The sequence below is a fragment of the Bradyrhizobium sp. 18BD genome (assembly GCF_054185225.1).
The window spans coordinates 45650-71718 of sequence record NZ_JAVAYL010000023.1 but is presented as its reverse complement, the minus strand read 5'-3'; the positions used below and the strand labels follow the sequence as shown (position 1 = coordinate 71718).

Genomic DNA, 26069 nt, shown 5'->3' with positions numbered 1-26069 from the left:
GGGGCAACTATGTCAGGCGTGATCGTGTCGATGCGTCGGACGCTGCTGTCGTGCACATCGCTCGTGCGCAACGGCCTTTTCGGGAGCGCCCTCGCGGCGCTGCTGCCGGCTGCGCCGGCTGAGGCGGCCGACCTCGTCGACACACTCTCGATAATGCTGGACTTCAACCGGCAGGAACTCGCGGTGCTCGCCACCGCGCTGGCTTTGCTCGGCTTCTCGGTCGTGGCCGCGATCCTGCTGATGCGCACCCGCGTGCGTACGGCGAACAGCGAGGCGCGGCTGCGCGCGCGAATCGGGGAACTCCAGCTCCAGGCCGACCGCTTCGGTGCGCTGCTGTTCGCCGAGCCGCAGATCCTGATCTCCTGGCCGGCCGGCGACAATCGCGCGCAGATCTCCGGCGATATCTCGATGGTCCTGCCGCGCGACTCCTCGCCGCAGCGCGTATTGGCGTTCGGAACCTGGCTGCCGCCGGAACCGGCGCTGCAGATGGACCACGCCGTCGATGCATTGCGCGACCGCGGCGACGGCTTCCAGCTCACGCTGACCACCGCCCACGGTCATACGCTGGAGGCGATCGGCCGCGCCATCGGCGGCCAAGCCATTGTCAGGATTCGCGAACTCTCTGGTTTGCGCCGCGACCTGGCCGAGACCAATCTGCGCTACAAGGCGCTCTCCGACGAGACCGAGATGCTGCGCGGCTTTGCCGCCGCCGCCCCCTGGCCGATCTGGGCCAAGGCCGCGAACGGTGCGCTCACTTTCGCCAATCCGGCCTATGTGCGCGCGACCGAGGCGAGCAGCGCCGCCGACGCCCAGGAGCGCAAGCTCGAGCTGCTCGACAGCGCCGACCGCACCGCGATGGAGCGGGGCCTGAAGGACGCCGCCAATTTCACCTCGCGGCTGCCGATCGTGATCGGCGGCGAACGGCGCATGTATGACGTGCGCGCGGTCAATGTCGGCAGCAGCAGTGTCGGCGTCGCGATCGACGCCAGCGAGGCGGACGCACTGAGCTCGGCGCTGGTGCGGATGGCGGAGGCGCATCGCCGCACCCTCGACCAGCTCTCCTCCGGTGTCGCCGTGTTCGACAGCCATCGGCGGCTTGCCTTCTACAACGATTCCTACCGCCGGCTGTGGGACCTCGACCGCACCTTCCTCGATGCGCTTCCCGACGATTCCAGCGTGCTCGACCAGCTCCGCGCCGCGCGCAAGCTGCCGGAGCAGCCGGATTTCCGCGCCTGGAAAGCCAAGCTGCACGAGGCCTATCGCGCGGTCGAGCCCGCGAAAGATACCTGGTACCTGCCCGACGGCCGCGCGCTCTCCGTCGTCACCACGCCGAACCCGGAAGGCGGCGTCACCTATCTGTTCGACGACGTCACCGAGAGCCTCGAGCTTGCCCGGCGCTTCGACGGCATGATCCGGGTCCAGCGCGAGACGCTGGACAGCCTCGCCGAGGGCGTCGCGGTGTTCGGCAGCAACGGCAAGGCGCAGCTCTTCAACCCGGCTTTCGTCCGGATGTGGAAGCTGTCGAGCGATGCCATGCGCGACGAGCCGCATATCCAGACCGTCGAAGGCTGGTGCCACCAGCTGTTCGACGATCCGCAAGTCTGGCGGCAGATCCGCGAGGCCATCACCTCGATCGAGAACCGCGCCGACGTGCCGCTGAAGCTGGAGCGCAAGGACGGCAGCGTGCTCGACGGCATGATGCGGCCGCTGCCTGACGGCGCCACCATGCTGACATTCCAGGACATCACCGACACCGAGAATGTTGAGCGCGCGCTGCGCGAGCGCAACGAGGCGCTGGAGGCCGCCGACCAGATGAAGGTGGATTTCGTCCACCACGTCTCCTACGAGCTGCGCTCGCCGCTGACCACCATCATCGGCTTCGCACATTTCCTCAGCGATCCCTCGACCGGGCCGCTGACGCCGAAGCAGGCCGAATATCTCGACTACGTCACCAAATCGACCAACGCGCTGCTGGCGCTGACCAACAACATTCTCGATCTCGCCACCATCGACGCCGGCGCGATGAAGCTGGAACTCGGCCCGGTCGACGTCAGCAAAACCATCGAGCTCGCCGCCGAGGGTATCCAGGACCGCCTCGCCACCGACCGCATCCGCCTCAAGGTCGAGATCGCACCCGATGTCGGCAGCTTCGTCGGCGACGAGAAGCGCGTGGTGCAGGTGCTCTATAACCTCCTCGCCAATGCCGTCGGGTTTTCTCCACAGGATTCCACCGTCGGCATCAGCGCGCGGCGCACCGAGCGCAGCGTGGTCTTCACTGTGACAGATTCCGGGCCTGGAATACCTGCCGACATGAAGGACAAGGTGTTCAACTGGTTCGAAAGCCGCTCGCAGGGGTCGCGTCACCGCGGCGCCGGGCTCGGCCTGTCGTTGGTGCGCTCCTTCGTCGAGCTGCATGGCGGCAAGGTGCGGGTGGATTCGATCGTCGGCCGCGGCACGGTCGTAATCTGCGATTTCCCGACCGACCAGGCGGCGCATCGCGACGCCGCCGAATGACAGACCCCGCCAAACTCTCCGTCGCGCTTCACAACGAGACGGCGACTGCGCAATTGATGGCCGATCTCGCTTTGCTGGTCGGTCCTGGTGACGTCATCACCCTCACCGGCGATCTCGGCGCCGGCAAGACTGCGGCTGCGCGCGCGATGATCCGCTACCTCGCCGGCGACGACGAGCTGGAGGTGCCGAGCCCGACCTTCACGCTGGTGCAGGGTTACGAGCTGCCGGCCTTCCCGGTGATGCATGCCGACCTCTACCGCGTCGAGGACGAGAACGAGCTAGAGGAGATCGGGCTGTCGCCGCTGCCCGATGCCACGCTGGTGCTGATCGAATGGCCGGAGCGCGCACCGTCCGCAATGCCCGAGGACCGCATCGACATCGCGCTGACGCATCGTCCCGCACTGGGCTCGAATGCGCGCGCCGCCGACATCACCGGTCACGGCAAGGCTGCCGCCGCGATTGCGCGGCTGAAGGCGCTGCGCGAATTCCTGGACGCATTCGGCTACATGGATGCAACGCGCAAGCGCATGCCCGGCGATGCCTCGACACGCTCCTATGCGCGGCTGCTGCGCGACGACGGCGTCGTCATCCTCATGAATTCGCCGCAGCGTCCTGACGGTGCGGCCCTCTACAACGGAAAGTCCTACAGCGCCGCGGTGCATCTCGCCGAGAACATCAAACCCTTCGTCGCCATTGACGAAGCGCTGCGTGTGCAAGGCCTCTCTGCGCCAAAAATCCATCATTCCGATCTTGACCACGGTTTTCTGATCAGCGAGGACTTCGGCAGCGAAGGCGTGATCGAGGGCGATCCGCCGCGCCCGATTGTCGAGCGCTATGAGGCCGCGACCGACGCGCTGGCCGTGCTGCACGGCAAGATACTGCCGGAGACGCTGCCGCTGGCGGACCGGACCTACGCCATTCCGGTGTTCGACATCGAGGCGATGCTGATCGAGATCGGGCTGATGCCGGAATGGTATCTGCCCGACCGCGATGCGCCGCTGAGCGACGAGAAGCGCGCGGAATTCTTCGCGATGTGGCGCGACCTGCTGAAGAAGCCGCTGGCCGCGCCGAAGACCTGGATGATCCGCGACTATCATTCGCCCAACCTGATCTGGCTAGCCGATCGAGCCGGCATCGAACGCGTCGGCGTGATCGACTTCCAGGACACGGTGCTTGGCCCGCAATCCTACGACGTCGTCTCGCTGCTGCAGGACGCCCGCATCGACGTGCCCGAGAACATCGAACTCTTGCTGCTGTCGCGCTACATCAAGTCGCGGCGCGCGAGCGATTCGAGCTTCGACGCGGCAGGCTTCGCCGAGCTCTACGCCATCATGTCGGCGCAGCGGAACACGCGCCTGCTCGGCACCTTCGCCCGCCTCAACCGCCGCGACGGCAAGCCGCATTATCTGCGTCACCAGCCGCGGATCTGGACCTATTTGCAGCGCTCCCTGGCGCATCCGGCGCTTGGCGCCTTGCGCGACTGGTATCTCGCCAACGTGCCGCCGCCCAAAACCTGATCCGGAACCGGTTTACCGGCTGTTAGCCATCCCATCGGTATCATGGCCCGCAGGCAGCCGGACAAAGACGGGCTGGAGCAAGGGCAGATGGCGGTCAAGACGGACCAGCGTGGCAACAGCCGGGTTGTTTTCGAGCGCGGGATACCGGCCCAGATGATGGGAATCGACGGCACCTGGCGGCGCGAATGCACCATGGAGGACGTCTCCGAGAGTGGCGCCAAGCTGACGATCGACGGCTCCGTTGAAGGCCTGCATCTGAAGGAATTTTTTCTCCTGCTGTCGTCGACCGGACTTGCGTACCGGCGCTGCGAACTGGCCTGGGTCAATGGCGACCAGATCGGCGTCAATTTCCTCAAGATTGGCGACAAGAAGAAAAAGGCGCGTTCCACAGCCGTTGGGGCGTGAGTGCAACACTCGTCGCACAACCGTCACGGCGGGTGATTAAGGCGGTCTGGATGCGGTGCGGCTGGCCTCGTCCCGTGGTAGGATTGCTGCAAACACGAAATCGATTGGTCCGAGACAGCATAGAGTCTGAGAAAGCGAAGGATGTCCGTCAAGCCAACCAAAGCCATGGTGCTCGCCGCAGGGTTCGGCCTGCGCATGCGTCCGCTGACGGATAAGATGCCGAAGCCGATGGTGCCGGTGGCCGGCCAGCCGCTGCTCGACCACGTGCTCGACAAGCTCGCCCAGGCCGGCGTCACCGAGGCAGTGGTCAACGTGCACTATCTGCCGGACCAGATCATCAATCACACCGCAACGCGCCAGCATCCGCACGTCACCATCTCGGACGAGCGCGACCAGGTGCTCGGCACTGGCGGCGGCGTGGTCAAGGCGCTGCCGCTGCTCGGTGACGCGCCGTTCTTCCACGTCAATTCCGATACGCTGTGGATCGACGGCGTGCGCTCGAACCTGACGCGGCTTGCCGAAAACTTCGACCCCGCGCGCATGGACATCCTGTTGCTGATGGCGCCGACCGCCACCAGCATCGGCTATAGCGGCCGCGGCGATTACGGCATGCTGCCCGACGGCGCCCTGCGCAAGCGCAAGGAAAAAGAGATCGTTCCGTTCGTCTATGCCGGCGCCGCGATCCTCTCGCCGACGATCTTCGAAGGCGCGCCGCAGGGCGAGTTCTCGCTGACCAAAATGTTCGACCGCGCCAACGAGCAGGAGCGCCTGTTCGGCCTCCGCCTCGACGGCGTCTGGATGCATGTCGGCACGCCCGATGCGGTGCACGCCGCGGAAGAGGCGTTTCTGGAGAGCGTGGCGTAGGGGCCCCCAAACACGGTGCCGTAGGGTGGGCAAAGGCGCCCTTGCGCCGTGCCCACCATCTCTCTCGATCGCAAAAATGCGTGGGCACGCCTCGCTTTGCCCACCCTACGAGACTGTCCCCCGTCTGAAGCCGTAGCCCGGATGGAGCGCAGCGTAATCCGGGGCCGCTATCGCTTGTGGCATGAATCCCGGATTGCGCTGCGCTCCATCCGGGCTACGAGGCCACGAACAGCGGGGACGACTCCCTCCAGGCCCATGACCATTTGAATCCGCCTCCCTATATTGCCTTGATCCCCGAATCAGGCAGCCCATGCGCGTCTTCAGCGTTCCCCTCTCAGTCCCGTTCCTGCGCACGATCGTCTCGGCCCTGCTGGACGGCCGGCTGGTGGAGGGATTCGAGGCGCGCAAGGAACCGGCGCGGCTGGCGGACGCCACGCTGTACCTGCCGACCCGCCGCGCCATGCGCGTCGTCCGCGAGATCTTTCTCGACGAGATGAAGACGGACGCCGTCGTGCTGCCGCGCATCGTCGCGCTCGGCGATATCGACGAGGACGAGCTCGCTTTCGCCGACGAGGGCGAGCAGTTTTCCGGCGCAACGCCGCTCGACATTCCGCCGCGGCTCGGCGAGCTCGAACGACGGTTGACGCTGGCGCAGCTCGTCGCGGCCTGGGCCAAGGGCCCGGTGCTGTCGCCGCTGGTGGTCGGCGGCCCCGCCTCCACACTGGCGCTTGCCGGCGATCTCGCGCGCCTGATCGACGACATGGTGACGCGCGGCGTCGACTGGAGCGCGCTCGACGGCCTTGTGCCTGATAACCTCGATCGCTACTGGCAGCATTCGCTCGAATTTTTGCGCATCGCCCGTATCGCCTGGCCCGGCCATCTCGCCGAGATCAACCGGATCGAGCCCGCGGCGCGCCGCGACCTGCTGATTGCCGCGGAAGCAAAGCGACTGACCGCGCATCCCCATGGCCCCGTGATCGCAGCCGGCTCGACCGGCTCGATGCCGGCGACCGCAAAATTCCTGCATGCGGTCGCCGCGCTGCCGCATGGCGCCGTGGTGCTGCCGGGTCTCGACACCGATCTCGACGACGGCGCCTGGCGCACCATCGGCGGCGTGCGCGATTCGCTCGGCAAATTCGTGGAGCATCCGGCCTCGAACCATCCGCAATATGCCATGCACGCGCTGCTGGAACGCTTCGGCATCAAGCGCAGCGACGTCGAGATCCTGCAGCCGCCGGCCGATGGCGGACGCGATCTGCTCGCATCCGAATCGATGCGGCCGTCGTCTCAGACCGAAGTCTGGCACGACCGGTTGAAGCAGCCGGATGTCGCCGCGAAGATCACCGGCGGCATGCAAAACCTCGCGATCGTCGAGGCGCCCAATCCGGAGATGGAGGCGCTCGCCATCGCCATTGCGATGCGCGAAGCCCGGCATCTCGACAAATCGGCGGCATTGGTGACACCGGATCGCGCATTGGCGCGGCGGGTGATGGCTGCGCTCACCCGGTGGGATCTCGCCTTCGACGATTCCGGCGGCGACGTGCTGATCGAGACCTCGGCCGGTGTCTTCGCCCGGCTCACGGCGGAGGCAGCGACCAAGGGTCTGGAGCCGCCGACACTGCTGGCGATGCTGAAGCATCCGTTGTGCCGGCTCGGCCGCGCACCCGGTGCATGGAAAACGGCGATCGAGGGCCTTGAGCTAGCAGTGCTGCGCGGCACGCGCCCACCGGCGGGCACCGGCGGTCTGTTGCGCGAATTCAACCGCTTTCGCGACGAGCTGACAAAGCTATGGCGCAGCGAGGTCTCGGCGCTCCACAAGACCGAGCCGCGCGCCCGCCTCAAGGCCGAGGATCTCGATCGCATCCAGGTGCTGATCGACACCTTGCAGCGCGCGTTGGCACCGATCGAGAGCCTCGCGTCATCAAAGCCGTTCGACTTTGCCGAACTCGCACACCGCCATCGCGAGATCATGATCGAGCTGTCGCGCGACGAGCAGGGCGTCTCGCTGGCTTTCGAGGAACGCGAGGGCCTCGCACTCGCCGGCGCCTTCGACGATCTCCTGCGTGGCGGCACCACCAGCGGGTTGATGGTGACGCTGCCTGACTATGCCGAATTGTTCCAGACCGCGTTCAGCGACCGCGCCGTGCGGCGGCGCGACAAGCCCGGCGCGCGCCTGCAAATCTACGGCCCGCTGGAATCGCGCCTGATGCAGGCCGACCGCATCATCGTCGGCGGCCTGATCGAAGGCGTCTGGCCGCCGGCCCCGCGCATCGACCCCTGGCTCAGCCGGCCGATGCGGCACGAGCTTGGCCTCGATCTGCCGGAACGCCGTATCGGCCTCTCCGCCCACGATTTTGCACAACTGCTCGGCGGCGACGAAGTGATCCTCACCCATTCCGCCAAGGCTGGTGGCGCACCCGCCGTCGCCTCGCGCTTCCTGCATCGGCTGGAGGCGGTTGCGGGCGATGATCTCTGGAAAGCGGCGATTCGCGCCGGCGAAAAATACGTGCAGTTCGCAGGCGCGCTCGACCAGCCCGCCGAGGTCACACCGATCAAGCAACCCGAGCCGCGCCCACCGCGCGCGACGCGGCCGACAAGCATGTCGGTCACCGCGATCGAGGACTGGCTGCGCGATCCCTACACGATCTACGCAAAGTTCATCTTGCGGCTCGCTGCGCTCGATCCCGTCGACATGCCGCTGTCGGCCGCCGACCGCGGCTCGGCGATCCATGATGCGCTCGGTGAGTTCACCGAGACCTACGCTGCCCATCTCCCCCCCGATCCCGCCCGCGTGCTGCGCGCGATCGGTGAAAAACATTTTGCGCCGCTGATGGAGCGCCCGGAAGCGCGCGCGCTGTGGTGGCCGCGTTTCCAGCGCATCGCGCGCTGGTTCGGCGAATGGGAGACCGCGCGGCGCGATGCGATCGAAGGGATCACGGCGGAGACGCGCGGCGAGATCTCGATCAGGCTCGACAATGAGCGCAGCTTCTCTCTCTCCGCGCGTGCCGACCGCATCGAGCGGCGGCAGGGCGGAGGTTACGCCATTCTCGACTACAAGACGGGCCAGCCGCCGACCGGCAAGCAGGTTCGCATGGGCCTGTCGCCGCAGCTCACACTGGAGGCCGCTATCCTGCGCGAGGGCGGTTTCCCTGACATCGACGCCGGCGCGTCCGTCAGCCAGCTCATCTATGTCCGCCTGAGCGGCAACAATCCCGCCGGCGAGGAGCGCATCCTCGAGCTCAAATACAAGCCGGGCGACGAGCCGCAGCCGCCTGATACGGCGGCCGCCGAAGCGCGCGCCAAGCTGGAGGCATTGATCCGCGCTTTCGAGGACGAGAACCAGCCCTACACCTCCCTGAACCTGCCGATGTGGACCAACCGCTACGGCGCCTATGACGATCTCGCCCGGATCAAGGAATGGTCCGCGGCCGGCGGCCTGGGGATCGAGGAATGGTGAAGCTGCCACGTCCGATCCCCGACGAGGTGCGTGCGCGGCAGGCGCGTGCGTCCGATCCGACCGCGTCGGCCTTCGTGTCGGCCAATGCCGGCTCGGGCAAGACGCATGTGCTGGTGCAGCGCGTGATCCGATTGCTGCTGTCGGGCGTGCCGCCGGAAAAGATCCTCTGCATCACCTTCACCAAGGCTGCCGCCGCCAACATGGCCGAGCGCGTGTTCACCACGCTTGGCCATTGGGTGACGCTCGACGATACCGGGCTCGACGCCGCGATCCGCGCGGTCGGAATCCCCCATCCTGATCGAAAATTGCGCCGCGAAGCGCGAAAGCTGTTCGCCTGCGCGCTGGAGACGCCGGGGGGCTTGAAGGTACAGACCATCCACGCGCTCTGCACCCGCCTGCTCCAGCAATTTCCGTTCGAAGCCAACGTGCCGGCGCGCTTTTCCGTCATCGACGAGCGCGACCAGAACGACATGATGGAGCGCGCCAATCTGAAGGTGCTGCTGGAGGCCGCGCGCGATCCGGAGACCGTCACCGGCCGCGCCCTGCTGACCGCGATGGCGAGCGCCGCCGACGTCACCTTCAAGGAGGTCGTGCGCGAAGCCTGCCTCAGCCGCGACCATTTCATGGCCTGGACCGACGAAGCCGGCAACCCAGGAGCGGCGGCCGACCAGATGGCGGCCGTGCTGGGCGTTGGCGCGAACGACCGCATCGAGGACGTCGAGGCGGAGATTCTCGACGGCCCGTACTTGCCACGCTCGCGCTGGGACGACATCGCCTTTGCGCTCGAAGACGGCAGCAAGTCCGACAACGACCAGGCGAGCCGGCTCCGCGAGGCAAAGGTCTTTTCCGGCGCGGCGCAGGTCGATGCCTATCTGTCCGTCTTCCTCACCGACGAAAAACTGCCGCGCAAGGCGGTGCTGACCAAGAAGTTCGGCGAGCACAATCCGTCCGTCGCCCGCCTATTCGAGAACGAGGCGCAGCGTATCGGCGGATTGGTCGAGAAGCGACGCGCGGTCACCATGCGCGACCGCACCGCGGCTCTCCTGCACATCGCGACGGCCGCCGCTGCAAACTACCGCCGCGAGAAGCAGGAACGCGGCCTGCTCGACTACGACGACCTCATCGACAAGACGCTGGCGATGCTCAACCGCGTCTCCTCGGGCTGGGTGCATTACAAGCTCGACCGCGGCGTCGATCACGTGCTGATCGACGAAGCCCAGGACACCAGCCCGCGGCAATGGGACATCGTCGCGCACATCATCTCGGAATTCACGGCCGGCGAAGGTGCGCGCGAGGGGCTGAACCGCACGGTCTTCGCCGTCGGCGACGAGAAGCAGTCGATCTTCTCGTTCCAGGGCGCAGCGCCCCATGAGTTCGACGCGCGCCGGCGCGAGCTGCACCGCAAGTTCACCGCCGCCGGGCTGAAATTCGATCCGGTCGCTTTCACCTATTCATTCCGCTCGGGCGCCGCGATCCTGCACTCGGTGGACCACGTCTTCCGCGATCCCCAGATCTACAAGAGCATCCATTCGGTCGAGATCGGCCATCCCCTGCACAATGCGCTCGCCGATGCGGGGCCGAGCGTGATCGAGCTCTGGGATCTCGCCGAGGCCGATGACCGCCAGGAGATCGAGGGCTGGCGCGCGCCGTTCGACGGCGTTGCCGCCACCAGTCCCGAAGTCAAACTGGCGCGCCGCATCCAGACCGAGATCAAGCGGCTGGTCGAGAGCGGGACGCTGACGGGGCACGAGGGCGAACGGCGGCCGCTGCGTTACGGCGACATGCTGATCCTGGTGCGCCGGCGCGGCAATGCGTTCGACGCCGTGATCCAGGCGCTGAAGCACGCCAACGTTCCCGTCGCCGGCGCCGACCGGCTCAAGCTCACCGAGCACATCGGCATCATCGATCTGATGAACCTTGCGGACGCGCTGCTGCTGCCGCAGGACGATCTCGCGCTCGCGGTGGCGCTGAAGAGCCCGCTGTTCGGGCTCGACGACGACGATCTGTTCCAGCTCGCCCATGGCCGCAAGGGATCGCTGCGCCGCGCGCTCGGCGAGCATGCGGCTGGAAGCGAGAAATTCACGACCGTGCTGCGACGCCTGGAAGCCTGCGAGATGCGCGCGCGCGAGGAGACGCCGTTCGCGTTCTACGCCTGGCTGCTCGGTGGCGACGGCGGCCGCGCGCGTATCCTGCGCCGCCTCGGCTTTGAAGCCAACGACGCGCTCGACGAATTCCTGGAACTGGCGCTGAACTACGAGCGCAAGGCGCCAGCCTCGCTGCAGGGCTTCATGGCCTGGCTGCGCTCGGCCGACACCGAGGTGAAGCGCGACATGGAGATCTCGCGCGACGAGGTGCGGGTGATGACCGTGCACGGCGCCAAGGGCCTGGAGGCTTCCGTCGTGTTCATGGTGGACACCACGTCGTCGCCCGCGGATTCGCAGCGGGTCCGGCTGATCCACGTGCCGCGCGGCAATGGCGGTGAGGTCGTGGTCTGGGCCGGGCGCAAGGCCGACGATCCCAAACCCGTCGCCGACGCGCGCAAGGCGATGCTGGAGGAGACCGAGGACGAATATCGCCGCCTGCTCTATGTCGCGATGACGCGCGCGGCCGACCGGCTGATCGTCGGCGGCTGCATGCCCGGCAACATGCGAACGGTCCGCAAGCTGAGCTGGTACGACCTCATCGACACCGGCCTCACCGGCTCGGGCCTGGACAAAGAGACGATCGAGACCCCGCTCGGCAAGGTGACGCGATTCGCGCGGCCCCAGGATGTCGCGGCGCTGGGCACGCCTGCGACGTCCGCGGACCAATCGGTCGCGTTGCCGGACTGGCTGCGGACGGCGGCGCCACGCGAAATGATCGAGGACGATCCGGTGCGCCCGTCCGGCCAGTCCGCCGAGGACGGCCGTCCGGTACGATCGGGCGAATCGGTGCAGTCGCGGACGCTGGCCTTGCAGCGCGGCACGCTGGTGCACCGGCTGCTGCAGTCCCTGCCCGACATCGCCGCTGAGCGCCGGCGCGAGGCCGCGCTCGGCTTCATGACCCGCAATGCCTCGGACTGGACCGAGGCCGATCGCATCGCGCTGGCCGACAAGGTGCTCGCTTTGATCGCCGAGCCGCGCTTTGCGGCCGTGTTTGCCGCCGGCAGCCGGGCGGAAGTCGCCATCGTCGGCAAGCTCGACCGGCCCGGGCGCACCCCGGCGCTGGTGTCGGGCCAGATCGACCGCCTGGTCGTGCGTCCGGATGAGGTCTTGATCGTCGATTTCAAGACCAACCAGGCCGCGCCCAAAAGCGCAGCGGAGGCGCCTGCCGCCTATGTCCGGCAGCTTGCGCTGTACCGGGCGGTGCTGTCGCGGCTTTATCCCCAAAAGCCCATCCGGGCCGTCCTGCTCTGGACCGAGGCCCTTGAATATATGGAGATTTCAGCCCCCGCGCTGGACGCGGCGCTGGCATCCCTTCATGTCGGCGTGAGCATCCTTGACCCGGCAAGGGGCCGTTCATAGGTTGAGGCCATGATCCCGAGCGCGATTCCACGTCGCGCCGATTCTCTTTCAACCGAGTGAGGTACTCCAATGGCCGTTGGCAAGGTTTCCGATACCGATTTCGAAGCCGAAGTGCTCAAGGCGAACGGCCCGGTCGTCGTCGATTTCTGGGCCGAATGGTGCGGCCCCTGCCGCATGATCGCACCCGCCCTCGACGAGATCGCCGGCGCGATGGGCGACAAGGTCAAGATCGTGAAGCTCAACGTCGACGAGAGCCCGAAGACCGCGTCGAAGTACGGCGTGATGTCGATCCCGACCCTGATGATCTTCAAGGGCGGCGAGATGGCCTCCCGCCAGGTCGGCGCTGCGCCGAAGGCGAAGCTCCAGCAGTGGATCACGTCGGCGGTCTGATCCGCGTTACCAGAGATTTGTGCAACGGCCGGCGTCACGCCGGCCGTTTTGTTTTGACTGTGCGTGGCCGGTAGCCCGGATGGAGCGCAGCGTAATCCGGGGCCGCTATCGCCTGGGGCAAGATCCCGGATTGCGCTGCGCTCCATCCGGGCTACGAAGTGACCGCTACTTGATCCACCCCGTCGCCAGCGCGTTCGCGAGCTCCGGCTGATTGTTGCGGCGGGCGAGCGCGGCCATCGTCGCGTGATCGTAGGCGATGTTGCGGAACGTCACCTGCCAGGCGTCGCCTGTCAGTTCGAGGATCGCATAGCGCGCGTGCGGCGTGCCGGCTTCGACCAGATGCGGGAATGGATGCACGTCGCGATAGCCGGGGCTGCCGACGCTGCCGGGATTGACGATCAGCCGGCCGTCGCGCAAGCGCACTGCACGCGCAAGATGGGTGTGGGCGCAGAGGATCAGCGACTGCGTGATTCCTTGCGCGAATTGCTCGATGCGATCCAGCGGCGACAGCGCGACCGTGCCGTCAGGATGCACGGTGTCGAGCCAGTAGACCTCGTCATTGTCAGGCGTCGCATGGCAGAGGAAAACCTGATCGCAAAACACCCGCGTCATCGGCTGGGCGCGCAGCCAGTCGAGCTGCGCGGCATCGAGCGCGTCGTAGGCGGGCCGGTCCCACGAGCCCATCTTCTCCGGCGGACGGTCGAGCAGATAGCGGTCGTGATTGCCGAGCACGTGCACGGCGTCGAGATTCATCAGGATCTCGGCGGTACGCCGCGCATCGAGCGGGCCGCTCAGCATGTCGCCGAGATTGACGATGTCGATGATCCCTAGCGAGCGGATGTCGGCGAGCACCGCCTCCAGCGCGAGATAGTTTCCGTGGACGTCGGCAATCGCGGCAAAACGCATTGGGATTCCTGTAGCCCGGATGGAGCGAAGCGTAATCCGGGGCCTTGATCGCTTGTGGCGAAATCCCGGATTGCGCTTCGCTCCATCCGGGCTACGCGATCATCTATGCAGGAGGCGTGCCGTTGAGGCCGAGCACGTGGCCGGCGAGATAGAGCGAGCCTGATATCAGGATGCGCGGCGGCACCTCGTAGGCGAGCCGCGACAAGGCGCGCAGCGCGGCTTCGATGCCGGGGGCGGTCTCGACGCGCATGCCGAGGCTACGTGCGGCATCGGCCAGGCGATCCACCGGCATCGCGTTCTCGGTGTCGGGGATCGGCACCACGATGATGTGGCGGGTCAGGCCGGCGAAATTGGCGAGGAACGCTTGGGCGTCCTTGTTGGCCATCATGCCGGCAATAACCACCAACGGTCGCGACACCCGCTCTTCGAGATCGCCGAGCGCAGCCGCCGCAACGCGGCCGCCTTCCGCATTGTGCCCGCCATCGAGCCAGATCTCCGAGCCCTGCGGGCCCCAGGCGAGCAGCTCGCCCGAGGTGAGACGCTGCATCCGCGCCGGCCATTCGGCACCGACGATGCCGGCCTCGAACGCGGCGTGATTGATCTTGAAGGTCTGGATCGCGCGCAGCGTCGCGATCGCGAGGCCGGCATTGTCGAACTGGTGGCGGCCGAACAGACGCGGCGCAGTCAGATCCATCAGGCCGTGCTCGTCGGAATAGACCAGGCGCCCGTGCTCGACATTGACGTGCCAGCTTTCATTCGCGGCAAACAACGGCGCGCGCATGCGTTTGGCCTGCGCCTCGATCACGGTCATCGCCTCGCCGGTTTGCTCGGCGCAGATCACGGGCACGCCACGCTTGATGATCGCGGCTTTCTCGCCGGCGATCGACGTCAGCGTCGGCCCGAGGAAATCGGTGTGGTCCATGCTGATGGGCGTGATCACACAGGCCGCCGGCGTATCGACGACATTGGTCGAATCGAGCCGGCCGCCGAGGCCGACTTCGAGCAATACGGCATCAGCCGGATTCTGCGCGAACAGATGGAAGGCCGCTGCAGACTTCAGCTCGAACACCGTCGCGGCTTCGCCGGCATTGACGCGCTCGACCTCTTCCAGCGCCGCGCGCAATTCATCGTCGCCAACGAGCACGCCGCCGCCGACGCGGCCGAGCCGGAAGCATTCGTTGATGCGGACGAGATAGGGCGAGGTGTAGGCGTGGACGCGCAGGCCCGCCGCCTCCAGCGTCGCCCGCAGATAGGCCACCGTCGAGCCCTTGCCGTTGGTGCCGGCGACGTGGATCACCGGCGGCAGCTTGCGTTCGGGGTGGCCGAGCCGCTCGAGCAGGCGGTGCATCCGCTCGAGCCCGAGATCGATGCGCTTCTGATGCAGGGCCGACAGCCGCCCGATCAGTTCATCGAGCGGCTTCTTTGCGCTGTCAGGGGATGCGTTCACGCGTGGGGCGCGGCCGGCGCCGTCTCGGCGGCCGAGACGATCTGCGCCGGGCTGAGGACCGGCTGCACCGATTTCGATGCACTCTCCTGCGCCGGCGCCTTGGTCAGCAGGCGGCACAGCCGCGCCAGGGTCGGGCGCAGCTCGTGGCGATGCACGACCATGTCGACCATGCCGTGCTCTTTCAGATATTCGGCGCGCTGGAAGCCTTCGGGGAGCTTCTCGCGGATGGTCTGCTCGATCACGCGGGCGCCGGCGAAACCAATGAGCGCGCCGGGCTCGGCGATCTGCACGTCGCCGAGCATCGCATAGGATGCGGTGACGCCGCCGGTGGTCGGGTTGGTCAGCACGACGATATAGGGCTGCTTGGCTTCACGCAGCATCTGCACTGCGACGGTGGTGCGCGGCATCTGCATCAGCGACAGGATGCCTTCCTGCATGCGCGCGCCGCCGCTGGCTGCGAACACGATGAACGGCGACTTCTTCTCGACGGCGAGCTCCAGCCCGCGCACGATGGCCTCGCCCGCGGCCATGCCGAGCGAGCCGCCCATGAAATCGAAATCCTGCACGGCGACGACGACGGCGGCGCCTTCGAGCTTGCCGTAGCCGACCTTGATCGCGTCGTTCAGATTGGTGCGTGCGCGCGCATCCTTGATGCGATCGACGTACTTCTTCTCGTCGCGGAACTTGAGCGGATCGGGCGTCACGTCAGGCAGCGCGACATCGAACCAGGTTTCGTTGTCGAAGATCGACTTCAACCGCGCCACTGCGCCCATGCGCATGTGATAGTTCGAGCCGGGAATGACGAACTGGTTGGCCTCGACGTCCTTGTAGAACACGAGCTGTCCGGAATCCGGGCACTTGATCCAGAGATTCTCCGGCGTCTCCCGCCGCAGCATGTTGCGGATCTTCGGCCGGACCACATTGGTAAGCCAGTTCATGGTTTGCTCCGATGTGCGAACCCGCATAGGGCCGCCTGAAAGGATATATGGCGGCCGGGCCCCTGCCCGGCAAGCCGCTGTGTCGTCCGCCTCAGAGCATGATCCGGAAAAGTGTGAAGCGGTTTTCCGACAAGATCATGCTCAAACTAAAGAGCTAAAGCGGAATTATGGCCTATTCGGCCGCTTGTTTCGCGCCCTTGACGCCCTGGGCCAAGGCGGCCGTGAGCTCAGCCACGGCGTTAACGGTTTTGGCGGTGGCCCGGCCCTCGGCATCGAGGCTGTTCTTGAGCGCATCGACCAGCGCGGTGCCGACCACCGAACCATCGGCCTTTTCGGCAATGGCGCGCGCCGCCTCCGGCGTACGGATGCCAAAACCAACGCAGATCGGCAGCTTGGTGTGCCGCTTGATGCGCGCGACGGCGTCACCGACGGCATTCGCGTCCGCTGCCGCGGCGCCGGTGATGCCGGCGATAGAGACGTAATAGACAAAGCCTGACGTGTTCGCGAGCACCGCAGGCAGGCGCTTGTCGTCGGTGGTCGGGGTCGCGAGGCGAATGAAGTTCAGTCCCGCCCTCAGCGCGGGAATGCAGAGCTCGTCGTCTTCCTCTGGCGGCAAATCGACGATGATGAGGCCGTCGACGCCTGATGTCTTGGCATCAGCCAAAAACTTGTCGACGCCGTAGATGTAGATCGGATTGTAATAGCCCATCAACACCAGCGGCGTGACGTTGTCGTCCTTGCGAAAGTCACGCACGAGATCGAGCGTCTTCTTCAAGGTCATACCAACCTTGAGCGCGCGCAGACCTGCCGCCTGAATCGAGGGACCGTCCGCCATCGGATCGGTGAAGGGAATGCCGAGTTCGATGACGTCGGCGCCTGATTTCGAGAGCGCCTTGACGATCTCGAGCGACGTCGCCGGATCGGGATCGCCGGCCATCACATAGGTGACGAAGGCCGCACGGCCCTGCTTCTTCAGCTCGGCGAAACGGGTGTCGATACGCGTGGTCACTTGCTCTTGCCCCTCAGGATGTCGCCGACCTGCGGGACGTCCTTGTCGCCGCGGCCGGAGAGATTGACGACCATCAGGTGATCCCTAGGCCGCTTCGGCGCGAGCTCCATCACCTTGGCGATGGCGTGCGCGGGCTCGAGCGCGGGAATGATGCCTTCGAGACGCGACAGCAGCTGGAACGCAGCGAGCGCCTCGTCATCGGTCGCGGAGAGATAGTTCACCCGGCCGATCTCGTGCAGCCAGGAATGCTCGGGGCCGATGCCGGGATAGTCGAGGCCGGCCGAGATCGAATGCGCGTCCTGGATCTGGCCGTCGGCATCCATCAGGAGATAAGTGCGGTTGCCGTGCAGCACGCCGGGACGGCCGCCCGCGATCGACGCCGCATGCAGCTGCGTCAGCCCATGGCCGGCAGCCTCGACGCCAAAGATTTCGACGCTGGGATCATCGAGGAAGGGATGAAACAGGCCCATCGCGTTCGAGCCGCCGCCGATGCAGGCGACCAGCGAATCCGGCAAGCGGCCTTCGACCTCCTGCATCTGAGTCTTGGTCTCGTTGCCGATGATCGACTGGAAGTCGCGCACCAGTGTCGGATAGGGATGCGGACCCGCCACCGTGCCGATGCAGTAGAAGGTGTTGTGCACGTTGGTGACCCAGTCGCGCAGCGCCTCGTTCATCGCGTCCTTCAGCGTGCGCGTGCCCGACTGCACCGGGACCACCGTTGCGCCCAGCATCTCCATGCGGATCACGTTGGGCTGCTGTCGCTCGACGTCGACGGCGCCCATATAGACCACGCATTCGAGGCCAAAGCGCGCGCACAGCGTCGCGGTGGCGACACCGTGCTGGCCGGCGCCGGTCTCGGCGATGATGCGCTTCTTGCCCATGCGCCGCGCCAGCATGATCTGGCCGAGCACGTTGTTCACCTTGTGCGAGCCGGTGTGGTTGAGCTCTTCGCGCTTCAGATAAATCTTGGCGCCGCCGAGATGCTCGGTGAGACGCTCGGCGAAATACAGCGGCGAGGGCCGGCCGACATAGTCCTTGAGATAGCCGTTCATCTCGGCCTGGAAGGCCGGATCGGCCTTGGCCGCGGTGTAGGCCTTCTCCAGATCGAGGATCAGCGGCATCAGGGTTTCGGCGACGAAGCGTCCGCCGAAGATGCCGAAATGGCCGCGCTCGTCGGGGCCGCTGCGGTAGGAGTTTGGTTTGGCGATGTTCATCGAACGCTCAACTCTTGAGTGGCGCGCGCGGCGCGAATGAAGGCCTTGATCAGCTCCGGATCTTTCACGCCGGGGGCGCTTTCGATTCCGGAGGAGACGTCGACGCCACCGGCACCGGTGACGCGGAGGGCTTCGGCGACGTTGTCGGCGTGAAGCCCGCCCGAGACCATGTAGGGCAATTTCAGATCGAGATTTTCCAGCAGGTGCCAGTCGAACGGCTCCCCCAAGCCGCCGGGACGGGTCGCATCCTTGGGCGCGCGCGCATCGAACAGGATGCGGTCGGCGACCGCGGCATAGCCGGGCAACACGGCGAGATCGGCTGTTGTTGCGACCGGCACGGCCTTCATCACCGGGCGGCCGAACTTCTGCTTGATGTCCCGCAGCCGCGCCACGCTCTCCTTGCCGTGGAGCTGGAAGATGTCCGGCGACAGCGCGTCCATGATGTTGTCGAGCGTAGCGTCGTCGGCATCGACCGTGAGCGCCACCTTGAGCGCGCGCCGCTTCACCTGACCGCCGAGGTCACGGCCCGTTTCCAGCGAGACATGCCGTGGCGACGGCGGGAAGAACACGAACCCCACCATGTCGGCGCCCGCGTCGAGCGCCGTTTCGAGCGTCTCGCGCGTGGACAGGCCGCAGATCTTGACGAGCAGGGACATGGTCTCAAAGCGGGTGGCGGCCGCAAGCGGCGGCCGGGAAACGGGTTTTTCCGGTCGGGGCCGCTTCTACAACGTCGCGCGCTGCTTGTCTCGCCCGACGGGCCCGTAAAGGCCGACCCCGGAGGGGACGGGGAGACGCTGGGAATCGGGCTTCGCCGCGGTGGCCTGGGCCCGCAGCTCGGCCAGCTCACCCCTGGCGGCGCGGGCCTCCGCGTCATTACGGCGCGCCGCCCGCCGCCAGCGCCGCTGACCGAACCAGACGGCCAAGCCGCCCGCGAAGACCCCGAGGGCCGCCACCACGATCAGCAGCAGGAACAACGGCATCGTGACCGAGAACGAGGGGTCGCTGGACACGAAGGGATCGAAGGAGACCGTCACGAAATGGCGATTGGCGACGGCAAAGATCACCAGGATCAGGCCCAGCGGAATCACGATCAGCGCGGTCAGGAACTTTCGCATCGCGATCGCTCGTCTTGAATCAAGCTTGCTGCCGCATCATGCGGCCGTTCGGTTAAGCCCGGACGACAACCAGTCTTAATCGGGCGCGCCCGGATCCGGATGGTCGCGGTTCAGCCGCTCGCGCATTTCCTTGCCGGTCTTGAAGAACGGAACGCTCTTCTGATCGACAGGCACATGGGCGCCGGTGCGCGGATTACGCCCGGCGCGTGCAGGGCGATGCTTGACCGAGAAGGCACCGAAGCCGCGCAGCTCGACGCGGTCACCGCGTGCGAGGGCCGCTACGATCTCTTCGAGAATCGCATTCACAATGTTCTCGACATCCCGCTGGTACAGATGCGGGTTGTGCTCGGCGATACGCTGAACAAGTTCGGATTTGATCATCGAGAGATAGGACCCGGAAGCGTGCGGATGACCATTTCCGTGAAAATACCGTGATCTGTCAAGACGCTAAATCAAGGTTGAGCGTCGGGAAAATGCGTGACAAATGCCGAAAAAGCGGGCTGCCCCTCTACCCGTCAGACGGGAAAATCCTCTGAGGCTCGCCCGGTTCCACTAGTTTGACGCGGCCGGCTGCCACAAGGCCAGCATTCCATCCATTCCGAGCCGATCGACCGCCTGCGCGACGCCGGTTTGGCCGATTTGATGCGCAATCGAGCCTAAACCAAGCGCTTCCAGCGTCACGACAGCCGCCGTCTTGAGGAACGGCAGATCGCCAAAGCGGGGCTGGAGCTTGTAATCGCGGACCGGAAGACCCTTCTTGACGCCCTTCTGCTCGACCAGCCAGGTCACGGCCGCCTTCTCGTCGCCGAGCTGGTCGATCAGCTTGAGATCGATCGCCTGACGGCCGGTGAAGACGCGGCCATCGGCCACTTTCTCGAGCTGCGTGTCATCCATGCCACGCCTTTCCTTCACCAATCCCCTGAACCAGGCATAGGAATCCTTCACCAGCGCGTCGAGCGCGGCGCGTGCTTCCGGGCTGGTCGGCTCAAAGCCGTTGGGCGCGGCCTTCAGCGGCGAGGACTTCACCTCCTCGACCTTGACGCCGACGGTCTTCAGCAGCTCCGAGACATTGGGAAACTGGAACAGCACGCCGATCGAGCCGACCAGCGAGCTCTGCTGGGCGATGATGTGGTCGCTCGCGATCGCGGTGATGTAGCCGCCGGAGGCCGCGAGACCCTCGACCACGACGACGAGCGGCTTCTTGGCCTTGAGCCGCGTCAGCGAGTCATAGAGCTGCTCGGAGCCGGCCGTGGTGCCGCCCGGCGAGTTGATGTGAACGATGACGGCGGCGGCCTGCGAATTCTCCAGCCGCTCCAGCGCCTGCGTGCGCTCGGAATCGCTGCGGATCAGGCCTTCGATCTGGACCCGCGCGATCGAGCCGGCGGTTGCGAACGTGCCGCGCGCGCCGGGCGTTGCGACCAGCGCGAAGCCCGCGATCGCCGCGATCGCGATCAGCGCAGCCAGCACGCGCCAGAACGTCAGCTTGCGGCGGATCCTGCGGCGATCGACGATGATGTCCGAATCGAGCGACATCGGAATATCTCCAAATGAAAGGTGGTGCGCGTTGTGCCGTCACAACGTGACCAATGGCTTGTCTGGATACATCAATTGCGGCGCAATTTGAAGAAAACAAGGCTGTGAGCGCGTAGCCCGGATGGAGCGCAAGCGCAATTCGGGACTGCTTTCGATTGCGGCAAGAAGGCCCCGGATTTCGCTGCGCTCCATCCGGGCTACGAGAGCGACAACAAAACAAAAAGCCCCGGCTTTCGCCGGGGCTCCGATGTCAGCAAAACTTGCGTTTCGCTTACTTGTTGTCGCGGTTCTTGAGCGCGGTGCCCAGGATGTCGCCGAGCGTCGCACCCGAATCGGAGGAGCCGTACTGCGCGATGGCTTCCTTCTCTTCGGCGACTTCGAGCGCCTTGATCGACACCTGGACCTTGCGGGCCTTCTTGTCGAACTGGATCACGCGGGCATCGACCTTCTCGCCGACGGCAAAGCGTTCGGCGCGCTGGTCGTTGCGGTCACGCGCGAGCTCGGAGCGCTTGATGAAGGTCGAGAAGTCGGTACCGGTGATCTTCACCTCGATGCCGCTCTCCTTCACTTCGAGCACTTCGCAGGTCACGACCGCGCCCTTCTTGACATCGCCCGGCTCGGCGAAGGGGTCGCCTTCGAGCTGCTTGATGCCGAGCGAGATACGCTCCTTCTCGACGTCCACATCGAGCACCACGGCCTTCACCATGTCGCCCTTCTTGTAGTTGTCGATCACCTGCTCGCCCGGAAGCTTCCAGTCGAGGTCGGAGAGATGGACCATGCCGTCGACGTCGCCCTCGAGGCCCAGGAACAGACCAAACTCGGTCTTGTTCTTGACTTCGCCCTCGACCACCGAACCGGTCGGGTGACCTTCGACGAAGACCTCCCAGGGGTTGCGCATGGTCTGCTTGAGGCCGAGCGAGATGCGGCGCTTGACGGAATCGACTTCCAGCACCTGCACGTCGACTTCCTGCGAGGTCGACACGATCTTGCCGGGGTGCATGTTCTTCTTGGTCCACGACATCTCGGAGACGTGGATCAGGCCTTCGATGCCCGGCTCGAGCTCGACGAACGCACCGTAGTCGGTGATGTTGGTGACACGGCCGGTGAAGCGGGCACCCAGCGGGTACTTGGCTTCGATGCCCTGCCACGGATCGTCCAGCAGCTGCTTCATGCCCAGCGAGATGCGGTGCGTCTCGTGGTTGATCTTGATGATCTTGACCTTCACGGTCTGGCCGATCGAGAGCACCTCGGTCGGATGGTTGACGCGGCGCCACGCGATGTCGGTGACGTGCAGCAGGCCGTCGATGCCGCCGAGATCAACGAACGCACCGTAATCGGTGATGTTCTTGACCACGCCGTCGATGACCTGACCCTCTTCGAGGTTCTGCACCAGCTCCTGACGCTGCTCGGCGCGGGTCTCTTCGAGAACCGTACGACGCGAGACCACGATGTTGCCGCGGCGGCGGTCCATCTTGAGGATCTGGAACGGCTGCGAGTTGTTCATCAGCGGCGCAACGTCGCGGATCGGACGGATGTCGACCTGCGAGCGCGGCAGGAACGCCACGGCGCCGTCGAGGTCGACGGTGAAGCCGCCCTTGACCTGATTGAAGATGACGCCGTTGACCTTCTCGTTGTTCTGGAAGGCCTTCTCGAGCTTGCCCCAGCTCTCTTCGCGGCGCGCCTTGTCGCGCGACAGCACGGCTTCGCCGAGGGCGTTCTCGATACGATCGAGGAACACTTCCACCTCGTCGCCAACTTTGAGCTCGCTGTCACGGCCGGGGCCGGAAAATTCACGAAGGGCAACGCGGCCCTCGGTCTTCAGGCCGACGTCGATGACGGCCATGTCCTTTTCAATTGCAACCACCTTGCCCTTGACGACCGAGCTCTCCTGCAGGTTGCCACCTGCGAAGGACTCGTCGAGCATCGCGGCGAAATCGTCACGCGACGGGCTATAGGTATCAGCAGAAATCGAAGCCATTTGTTCTCCAGTTGCGGATGTCTTGCCAGCCGTTGGGTTCATGGGCGCATCGCACACGCAGTGTCGGAAGGTCCGCAAAACCTTCGAGCGACCGCTCGTTGCTCCGGCCGAACGACCGGAACAGCGGAGGCGGGCCGGCAGGGCCCGCGCGTTCGATACGTGGAAATTCTTGTGTCCGGAGCCTGGATCGCGCCGGCCCCAAACAGGGACCGAGAGTATCGACCTCAAAGAGCGGGAGCGGGCGCTTCCTCCAATGACGGCTGCGGCTTAACCCCGCGACCGGCCCGCTCGGACGGCCTCGATAATGTCGATGGCGGCCCGGACGCCGCCTTCTATATCCAGTTGGGAGTTATCTAGCAAGTAAGCATCCGAGGCCGGTTTCAAAGGCGCAATCGGCCGGTTCTTGTCGCGTTCGTCGCGCCGGATGATGTCGGCGAGCACCGCCGCCTCGTCCGCATCCTCGCCACGCGCCTTGGCCTCCATGGTGCGGCGGCGGGCGCGGACCTTGGGGTCGGCCACGACGAAGATCTTCACGTCGGCGTGCGGGCAGATCACGGTTCCAATATCGCGGCCGTCGAGCACCGCGCCGGGCGGATCGGCGGCGAATTGCCGCTGGAAATTGACCAGGACCTCACGAACCCTCGGGATCGCGGACACGATGGAGGCGCCCTCGCCGGCCTCCTGGGTCTTCAGGGCGGGATTGCCGAACTTTTCGGGATCGAGTTCCAGCGCCGCTGCGACCGCCGCGGCCTCGTCCCTGAGATCATGGCCGGACTGCATCAGAGAATAAGCCACCGCGCGATAGATCACGCCGGTATCGAGGTGACGATAGCCGTAATGATGGGCGAGGCGCTTGCCGAGCGTCCCCTTGCCCGAGGCCGCGGGCCCGTCGATGGCGATGATCATGTCACTCAAACCTTGGCTGTCTGCGGCCCGCGCGCACGTCGCAATGGCCGCTCTTCGGTAAAGATGTTGCGAGACGCAAACTCCGCGGGGCTCGCAAAAGTGAGATATTCGCGCATTGCATCGGACGGGGACGATGCGGTGAACCATGGCTCGGCAAGGCGCCGGGCCGGATCGCAGACCCAGGCCGGCACCCGACCAAGACGGCGTTGTTTTGCCAGATATTCGGCGATCGCACCGACCAAGGCGTCGAGCCGTTCATTCCGCGTCAACGCCGGCTCATCCTCGATCGTCTCGTATTGAGCAAGGCTCGTCCCGGCGAGATCGAACGTGTCTATGAATTCGGCCAGCGTCGCATCCTGCGGCGCGCCGGCGCGAATGCGGTCGACGGCTTCAGCGAGGGTAGTTGGGCGCATCCGCTCCTCCCCCGAGATCCATGTTTTTCAGCAGGAAGCGTTGCTTCTCCGCGGAGGCCGCGCTCACCGGAAAATATCTACCCAGCAGAGCGATGGCTTCCTCGACGGTCGAGATTCCAACGACTTTCATCAAGTTCAAGATATCCAGCCGCTCCGTCTCCCCGCGAACGGGATCGGCGATGCGGAACGCCTTCAATTTCAATGCCAGAAGATATGCAGCGGAGGGTACCGACACCTCAAGCCCTGGGGGCGTGTCGTCACGCGGGAAAGTGCCGAATTCGAGATGATCCGCGGCGCGATCAGCCGGACTGAGGTGAAATGCGACGTGATCTTTGAACCTCAGCCAATCCGGCAGGGGATGCTCGAGCTTCGACACGTCGACGTCTTCCGTCGCAAAGCGGAAATTACTAGCGAGCATGAGGGCCGAGCCACCATAGACCGCGATCTGAAGCTTGGTTCCGGCGTCGGCCGCGGCACGGCCGATTGAATCGAAAGCGTCCAGCAAGGCATCGCGGTCGAGGGCTGCGCTCATGGCCGCGGCCTCATGAAAACTCGGCCCCCAGCGAACGCATCATCGGAATGAAATCCGGGAAACTGGTGGCGATGAAAGCGGTGTCGTCGACGGTCACGGGCCGGTCGGAGGCGCAGCCCATCACCAGCGCGGACATCGCGATGCGATGGTCCATGTGGGTGGCGACAGTGCCGCCGCCGGGGACATGGCCACGGCCTTCGACGATCAGATCGTCACCGGAGACCGTGACCTTCACGCCGTTGACGCGCAGCATGTCGGCGGTGGCCTCGAGGCGGTCGGACTCTTTGACGCGCAGCTCCTGCAGGCCGCGCATGATGGTGGTGCCTTCGGCGAAGGACGCCGCGACCGCCAGCACCAGATATTCGTCGATCATCGACGGCGCGCGCTCCGGCGGCACCTCGACGCCGCGCAGCTTTGAGGCACGCACGCGCAGTTGCGCCATCGGCTCGCCGGCATCGCCGCGAACTTCGCTTTCCTCGATCGAGGCGCCCATTTCGCGCAGCGTCGTGAACAGGCCGGTGCGCAGCGGATTGGTCATGACATCGGACAGCACGACATCCGAACCCTCGACGATCAGCGCTGCGACAACCGGAAAGGCCGCCGAAGAAGGATCGGCGGGCACCACGACGTTGGAACCATGCAACTCAGGTTGACCCACCAGTGTGATGCGGCGGCCATGCTGACCTTCCGACACCGAGGTGATGTCGGCGCCGAAATGCTTGAGCATCAACTCGGTGTGGTCGCGGCTGGCCTCGCTCTCGATCACAGTGGTCGTGCCCGGCGCAGACAGGCCCGCCAGCAGCACCGCCGACTTGATCTGGGCCGAAGCAACGGGCGTCTTGTAGGTGATCGGCAGCGGATCGCGCGCGCCCTGGACGGTCAGCGGCAGCCGGCCGCCCTCGCCGCCGGAGACGACCTTGGCACCCATCTTTTCGAGCGGATCGAGGATCCGGCGCATCGGGCGGCTGCGCAGCGAGGCGTCACCATCGAACACTGCCGAGATCGGGCAGCCGGCGACGGCGCCCATGACCAGCCGGCAGCCGGTGCCGGAATTGCCAAAATCCAGCGCCGCCTTCGGCTGGGCGAAGCCGCCGACCCCCACGCCGTTGACCTTCCAGGCGAAATCGCCGGTGCGTTCGACCCTGGCGCCGAGCGCCTGCATGGATTTGGCGGTGTTGAGGACGTCTTCGCCCTCCAGCAGGCCCGAAATCCGGGTCTCGCCGACCGCGAGCGCACCCAGGATGAGGGCGCGGTGGGAGATCGACTTGTCCCCGGGCACCCGTACTTTCCCGGTCAGGGGACCACTGGCACGAGACTGGAGCGGCCTCGGTTGGTCGGAATGGGTCACGATTATGTCCTTGGATGCACCCTTAAGGGCTGAGGCGCAGGTACCACATGGCCTGCGTCCCGTCACGGGCATGTCGTTCT

Annotated in this window: 21 protein-coding genes; 7 read left to right on the top strand and 14 right to left on the bottom strand. The window is 65.7% G+C overall.

Annotation, left to right across the window (positions count from 1 at the left end; translation table 11 throughout):
• The first annotated feature begins 9 nt into the window (after nt 1-9).
• The 7 genes from RAD16_RS33085 (at nt 10) to trxA (ending at nt 12650) form a co-directional block, all read left to right on the top strand.
• On the top strand, nt 10-2514 hold the full coding sequence (locus RAD16_RS33085; RefSeq protein ID WP_458162033.1) for a PAS-domain containing protein: 2505 nt from the start codon (nt 10-12) through the stop codon (nt 2512-2514).
• A complete protein-coding gene (tsaE, locus tag RAD16_RS33080) occupies nt 2511-4031 on the top strand; it encodes a tRNA (adenosine(37)-N6)-threonylcarbamoyltransferase complex ATPase subunit type 1 TsaE (protein WP_458162032.1) in 1521 nt (506 codons plus the stop codon). The genes RAD16_RS33085 and tsaE overlap by 4 nt, the downstream gene beginning before the upstream one ends.
• An 87-nt stretch (nt 4032-4118) precedes the next feature.
• Nucleotides 4119-4436, top strand: coding sequence for a PilZ domain-containing protein (locus RAD16_RS33075; protein WP_458162098.1), 318 nt, complete (start codon nt 4119-4121; stop codon nt 4434-4436).
• Nucleotides 4437-4577: 141 nt separating this feature from the next.
• On the top strand, nt 4578-5300 hold the full coding sequence (locus RAD16_RS33070; protein WP_458162031.1) for a nucleotidyltransferase family protein: 723 nt from the start codon (nt 4578-4580) through the stop codon (nt 5298-5300).
• A 310-nt stretch (nt 5301-5610) separates the two neighbouring features.
• Nucleotides 5611-8757 carry a double-strand break repair protein AddB gene (addB, locus tag RAD16_RS33065; protein WP_458162030.1) on the top strand — a complete coding sequence of 1049 codons (3147 nt, stop codon included), beginning with the start codon at nt 5611-5613 and terminating at the stop codon, nt 8755-8757.
• Entirely contained in the window at nt 8751-12260 is a 3510-nt protein-coding gene (gene addA, locus RAD16_RS33060) for a double-strand break repair helicase AddA (RefSeq protein WP_458162029.1), read from the top strand. Before addB ends, addA begins: the two co-directional genes overlap by 7 nt.
• Before the next feature lie 69 nt (nt 12261-12329).
• Nucleotides 12330-12650 carry a thioredoxin gene (gene trxA, locus RAD16_RS33055; protein WP_007598398.1) on the top strand — a complete coding sequence of 107 codons (321 nt, stop codon included), beginning with the start codon at nt 12330-12332 and terminating at the stop codon, nt 12648-12650.
• Between the two features lie 165 nt (nt 12651-12815).
• Here trxA and RAD16_RS33050 read toward each other — a convergent pair whose 3' ends face one another.
• The 14 genes from RAD16_RS33050 to aroA form a co-directional block, all read right to left on the bottom strand.
• Nucleotides 12816-13556, bottom strand: coding sequence for a metallophosphoesterase family protein (locus RAD16_RS33050; RefSeq protein ID WP_458162028.1), 741 nt, complete (start codon nt 13554-13556; stop codon nt 12816-12818).
• A 103-nt stretch (nt 13557-13659) separates the two neighbouring features.
• Entirely contained in the window at nt 13660-15003 is a 1344-nt protein-coding gene (locus RAD16_RS33045; RefSeq protein WP_458162027.1) for a bifunctional folylpolyglutamate synthase/dihydrofolate synthase, read from the bottom strand.
• Entirely contained in the window at nt 15000-15941 is a 942-nt protein-coding gene (gene accD / locus RAD16_RS33040) for an acetyl-CoA carboxylase, carboxyltransferase subunit beta (protein WP_458162026.1), read from the bottom strand. Before accD ends, RAD16_RS33045 begins: the two co-directional genes overlap by 4 nt.
• A gap of 172 nt (nt 15942-16113) precedes the next feature.
• Entirely contained in the window at nt 16114-16950 is an 837-nt protein-coding gene (trpA, locus tag RAD16_RS33035; RefSeq protein WP_458162025.1) for a tryptophan synthase subunit alpha, read from the bottom strand.
• Nucleotides 16947-18164: a tryptophan synthase subunit beta gene (gene trpB / locus RAD16_RS33030; protein WP_458162024.1), complete on the bottom strand. Its 1218-nt coding sequence runs from the start codon at nt 18162-18164 to the stop codon at nt 16947-16949. Before trpB ends, trpA begins: the two co-directional genes overlap by 4 nt.
• On the bottom strand, nt 18161-18820 hold the full coding sequence (locus RAD16_RS33025) for a phosphoribosylanthranilate isomerase (RefSeq protein ID WP_458162023.1): 660 nt from the start codon (nt 18818-18820) through the stop codon (nt 18161-18163). Before RAD16_RS33025 ends, trpB begins: the two co-directional genes overlap by 4 nt.
• 66 nt (nt 18821-18886) lie before the next feature.
• Nucleotides 18887-19279: a lipopolysaccharide assembly protein LapA domain-containing protein gene (locus RAD16_RS33020; protein ID WP_458162022.1), complete on the bottom strand. Its 393-nt coding sequence runs from the start codon at nt 19277-19279 to the stop codon at nt 18887-18889.
• 75 nt (nt 19280-19354) lie between these two features.
• A complete protein-coding gene (locus RAD16_RS33015; RefSeq protein ID WP_007598410.1) occupies nt 19355-19660 on the bottom strand; it encodes an integration host factor subunit beta in 306 nt (101 codons plus the stop codon).
• A gap of 171 nt (nt 19661-19831) precedes the next feature.
• Complete coding sequence (gene sppA, locus RAD16_RS33010; RefSeq protein WP_458162020.1) at nt 19832-20812, bottom strand: signal peptide peptidase SppA; 981 nt, start codon at nt 20810-20812, stop codon at nt 19832-19834.
• 271 nt (nt 20813-21083) lie between these two features.
• On the bottom strand, nt 21084-22790 hold the full coding sequence (gene rpsA, locus RAD16_RS33005) for a 30S ribosomal protein S1 (RefSeq protein WP_458162019.1): 1707 nt from the start codon (nt 22788-22790) through the stop codon (nt 21084-21086).
• 267 nt (nt 22791-23057) lie between these two features.
• Entirely contained in the window at nt 23058-23696 is a 639-nt protein-coding gene (gene cmk, locus RAD16_RS33000) for a (d)CMP kinase (RefSeq protein WP_458162018.1), read from the bottom strand.
• A 5-nt stretch (nt 23697-23701) separates the two neighbouring features.
• Nucleotides 23702-24109 (bottom strand): hypothetical protein, encoded by a 408-nt coding sequence (locus RAD16_RS32995; RefSeq protein WP_458162017.1) that lies wholly within the window; start codon nt 24107-24109, stop codon nt 23702-23704.
• On the bottom strand, nt 24087-24641 hold the full coding sequence (locus RAD16_RS32990) for a hypothetical protein (RefSeq protein WP_458162015.1): 555 nt from the start codon (nt 24639-24641) through the stop codon (nt 24087-24089). The genes RAD16_RS32995 and RAD16_RS32990 overlap by 23 nt, the downstream gene beginning before the upstream one ends.
• Before the next feature lie 10 nt (nt 24642-24651).
• Nucleotides 24652-25989 (bottom strand): 3-phosphoshikimate 1-carboxyvinyltransferase, encoded by a 1338-nt coding sequence (gene aroA, locus RAD16_RS32985; RefSeq protein ID WP_458162014.1) that lies wholly within the window; start codon nt 25987-25989, stop codon nt 24652-24654.
• Nucleotides 25990-26069 lie beyond the last annotated feature (80 nt).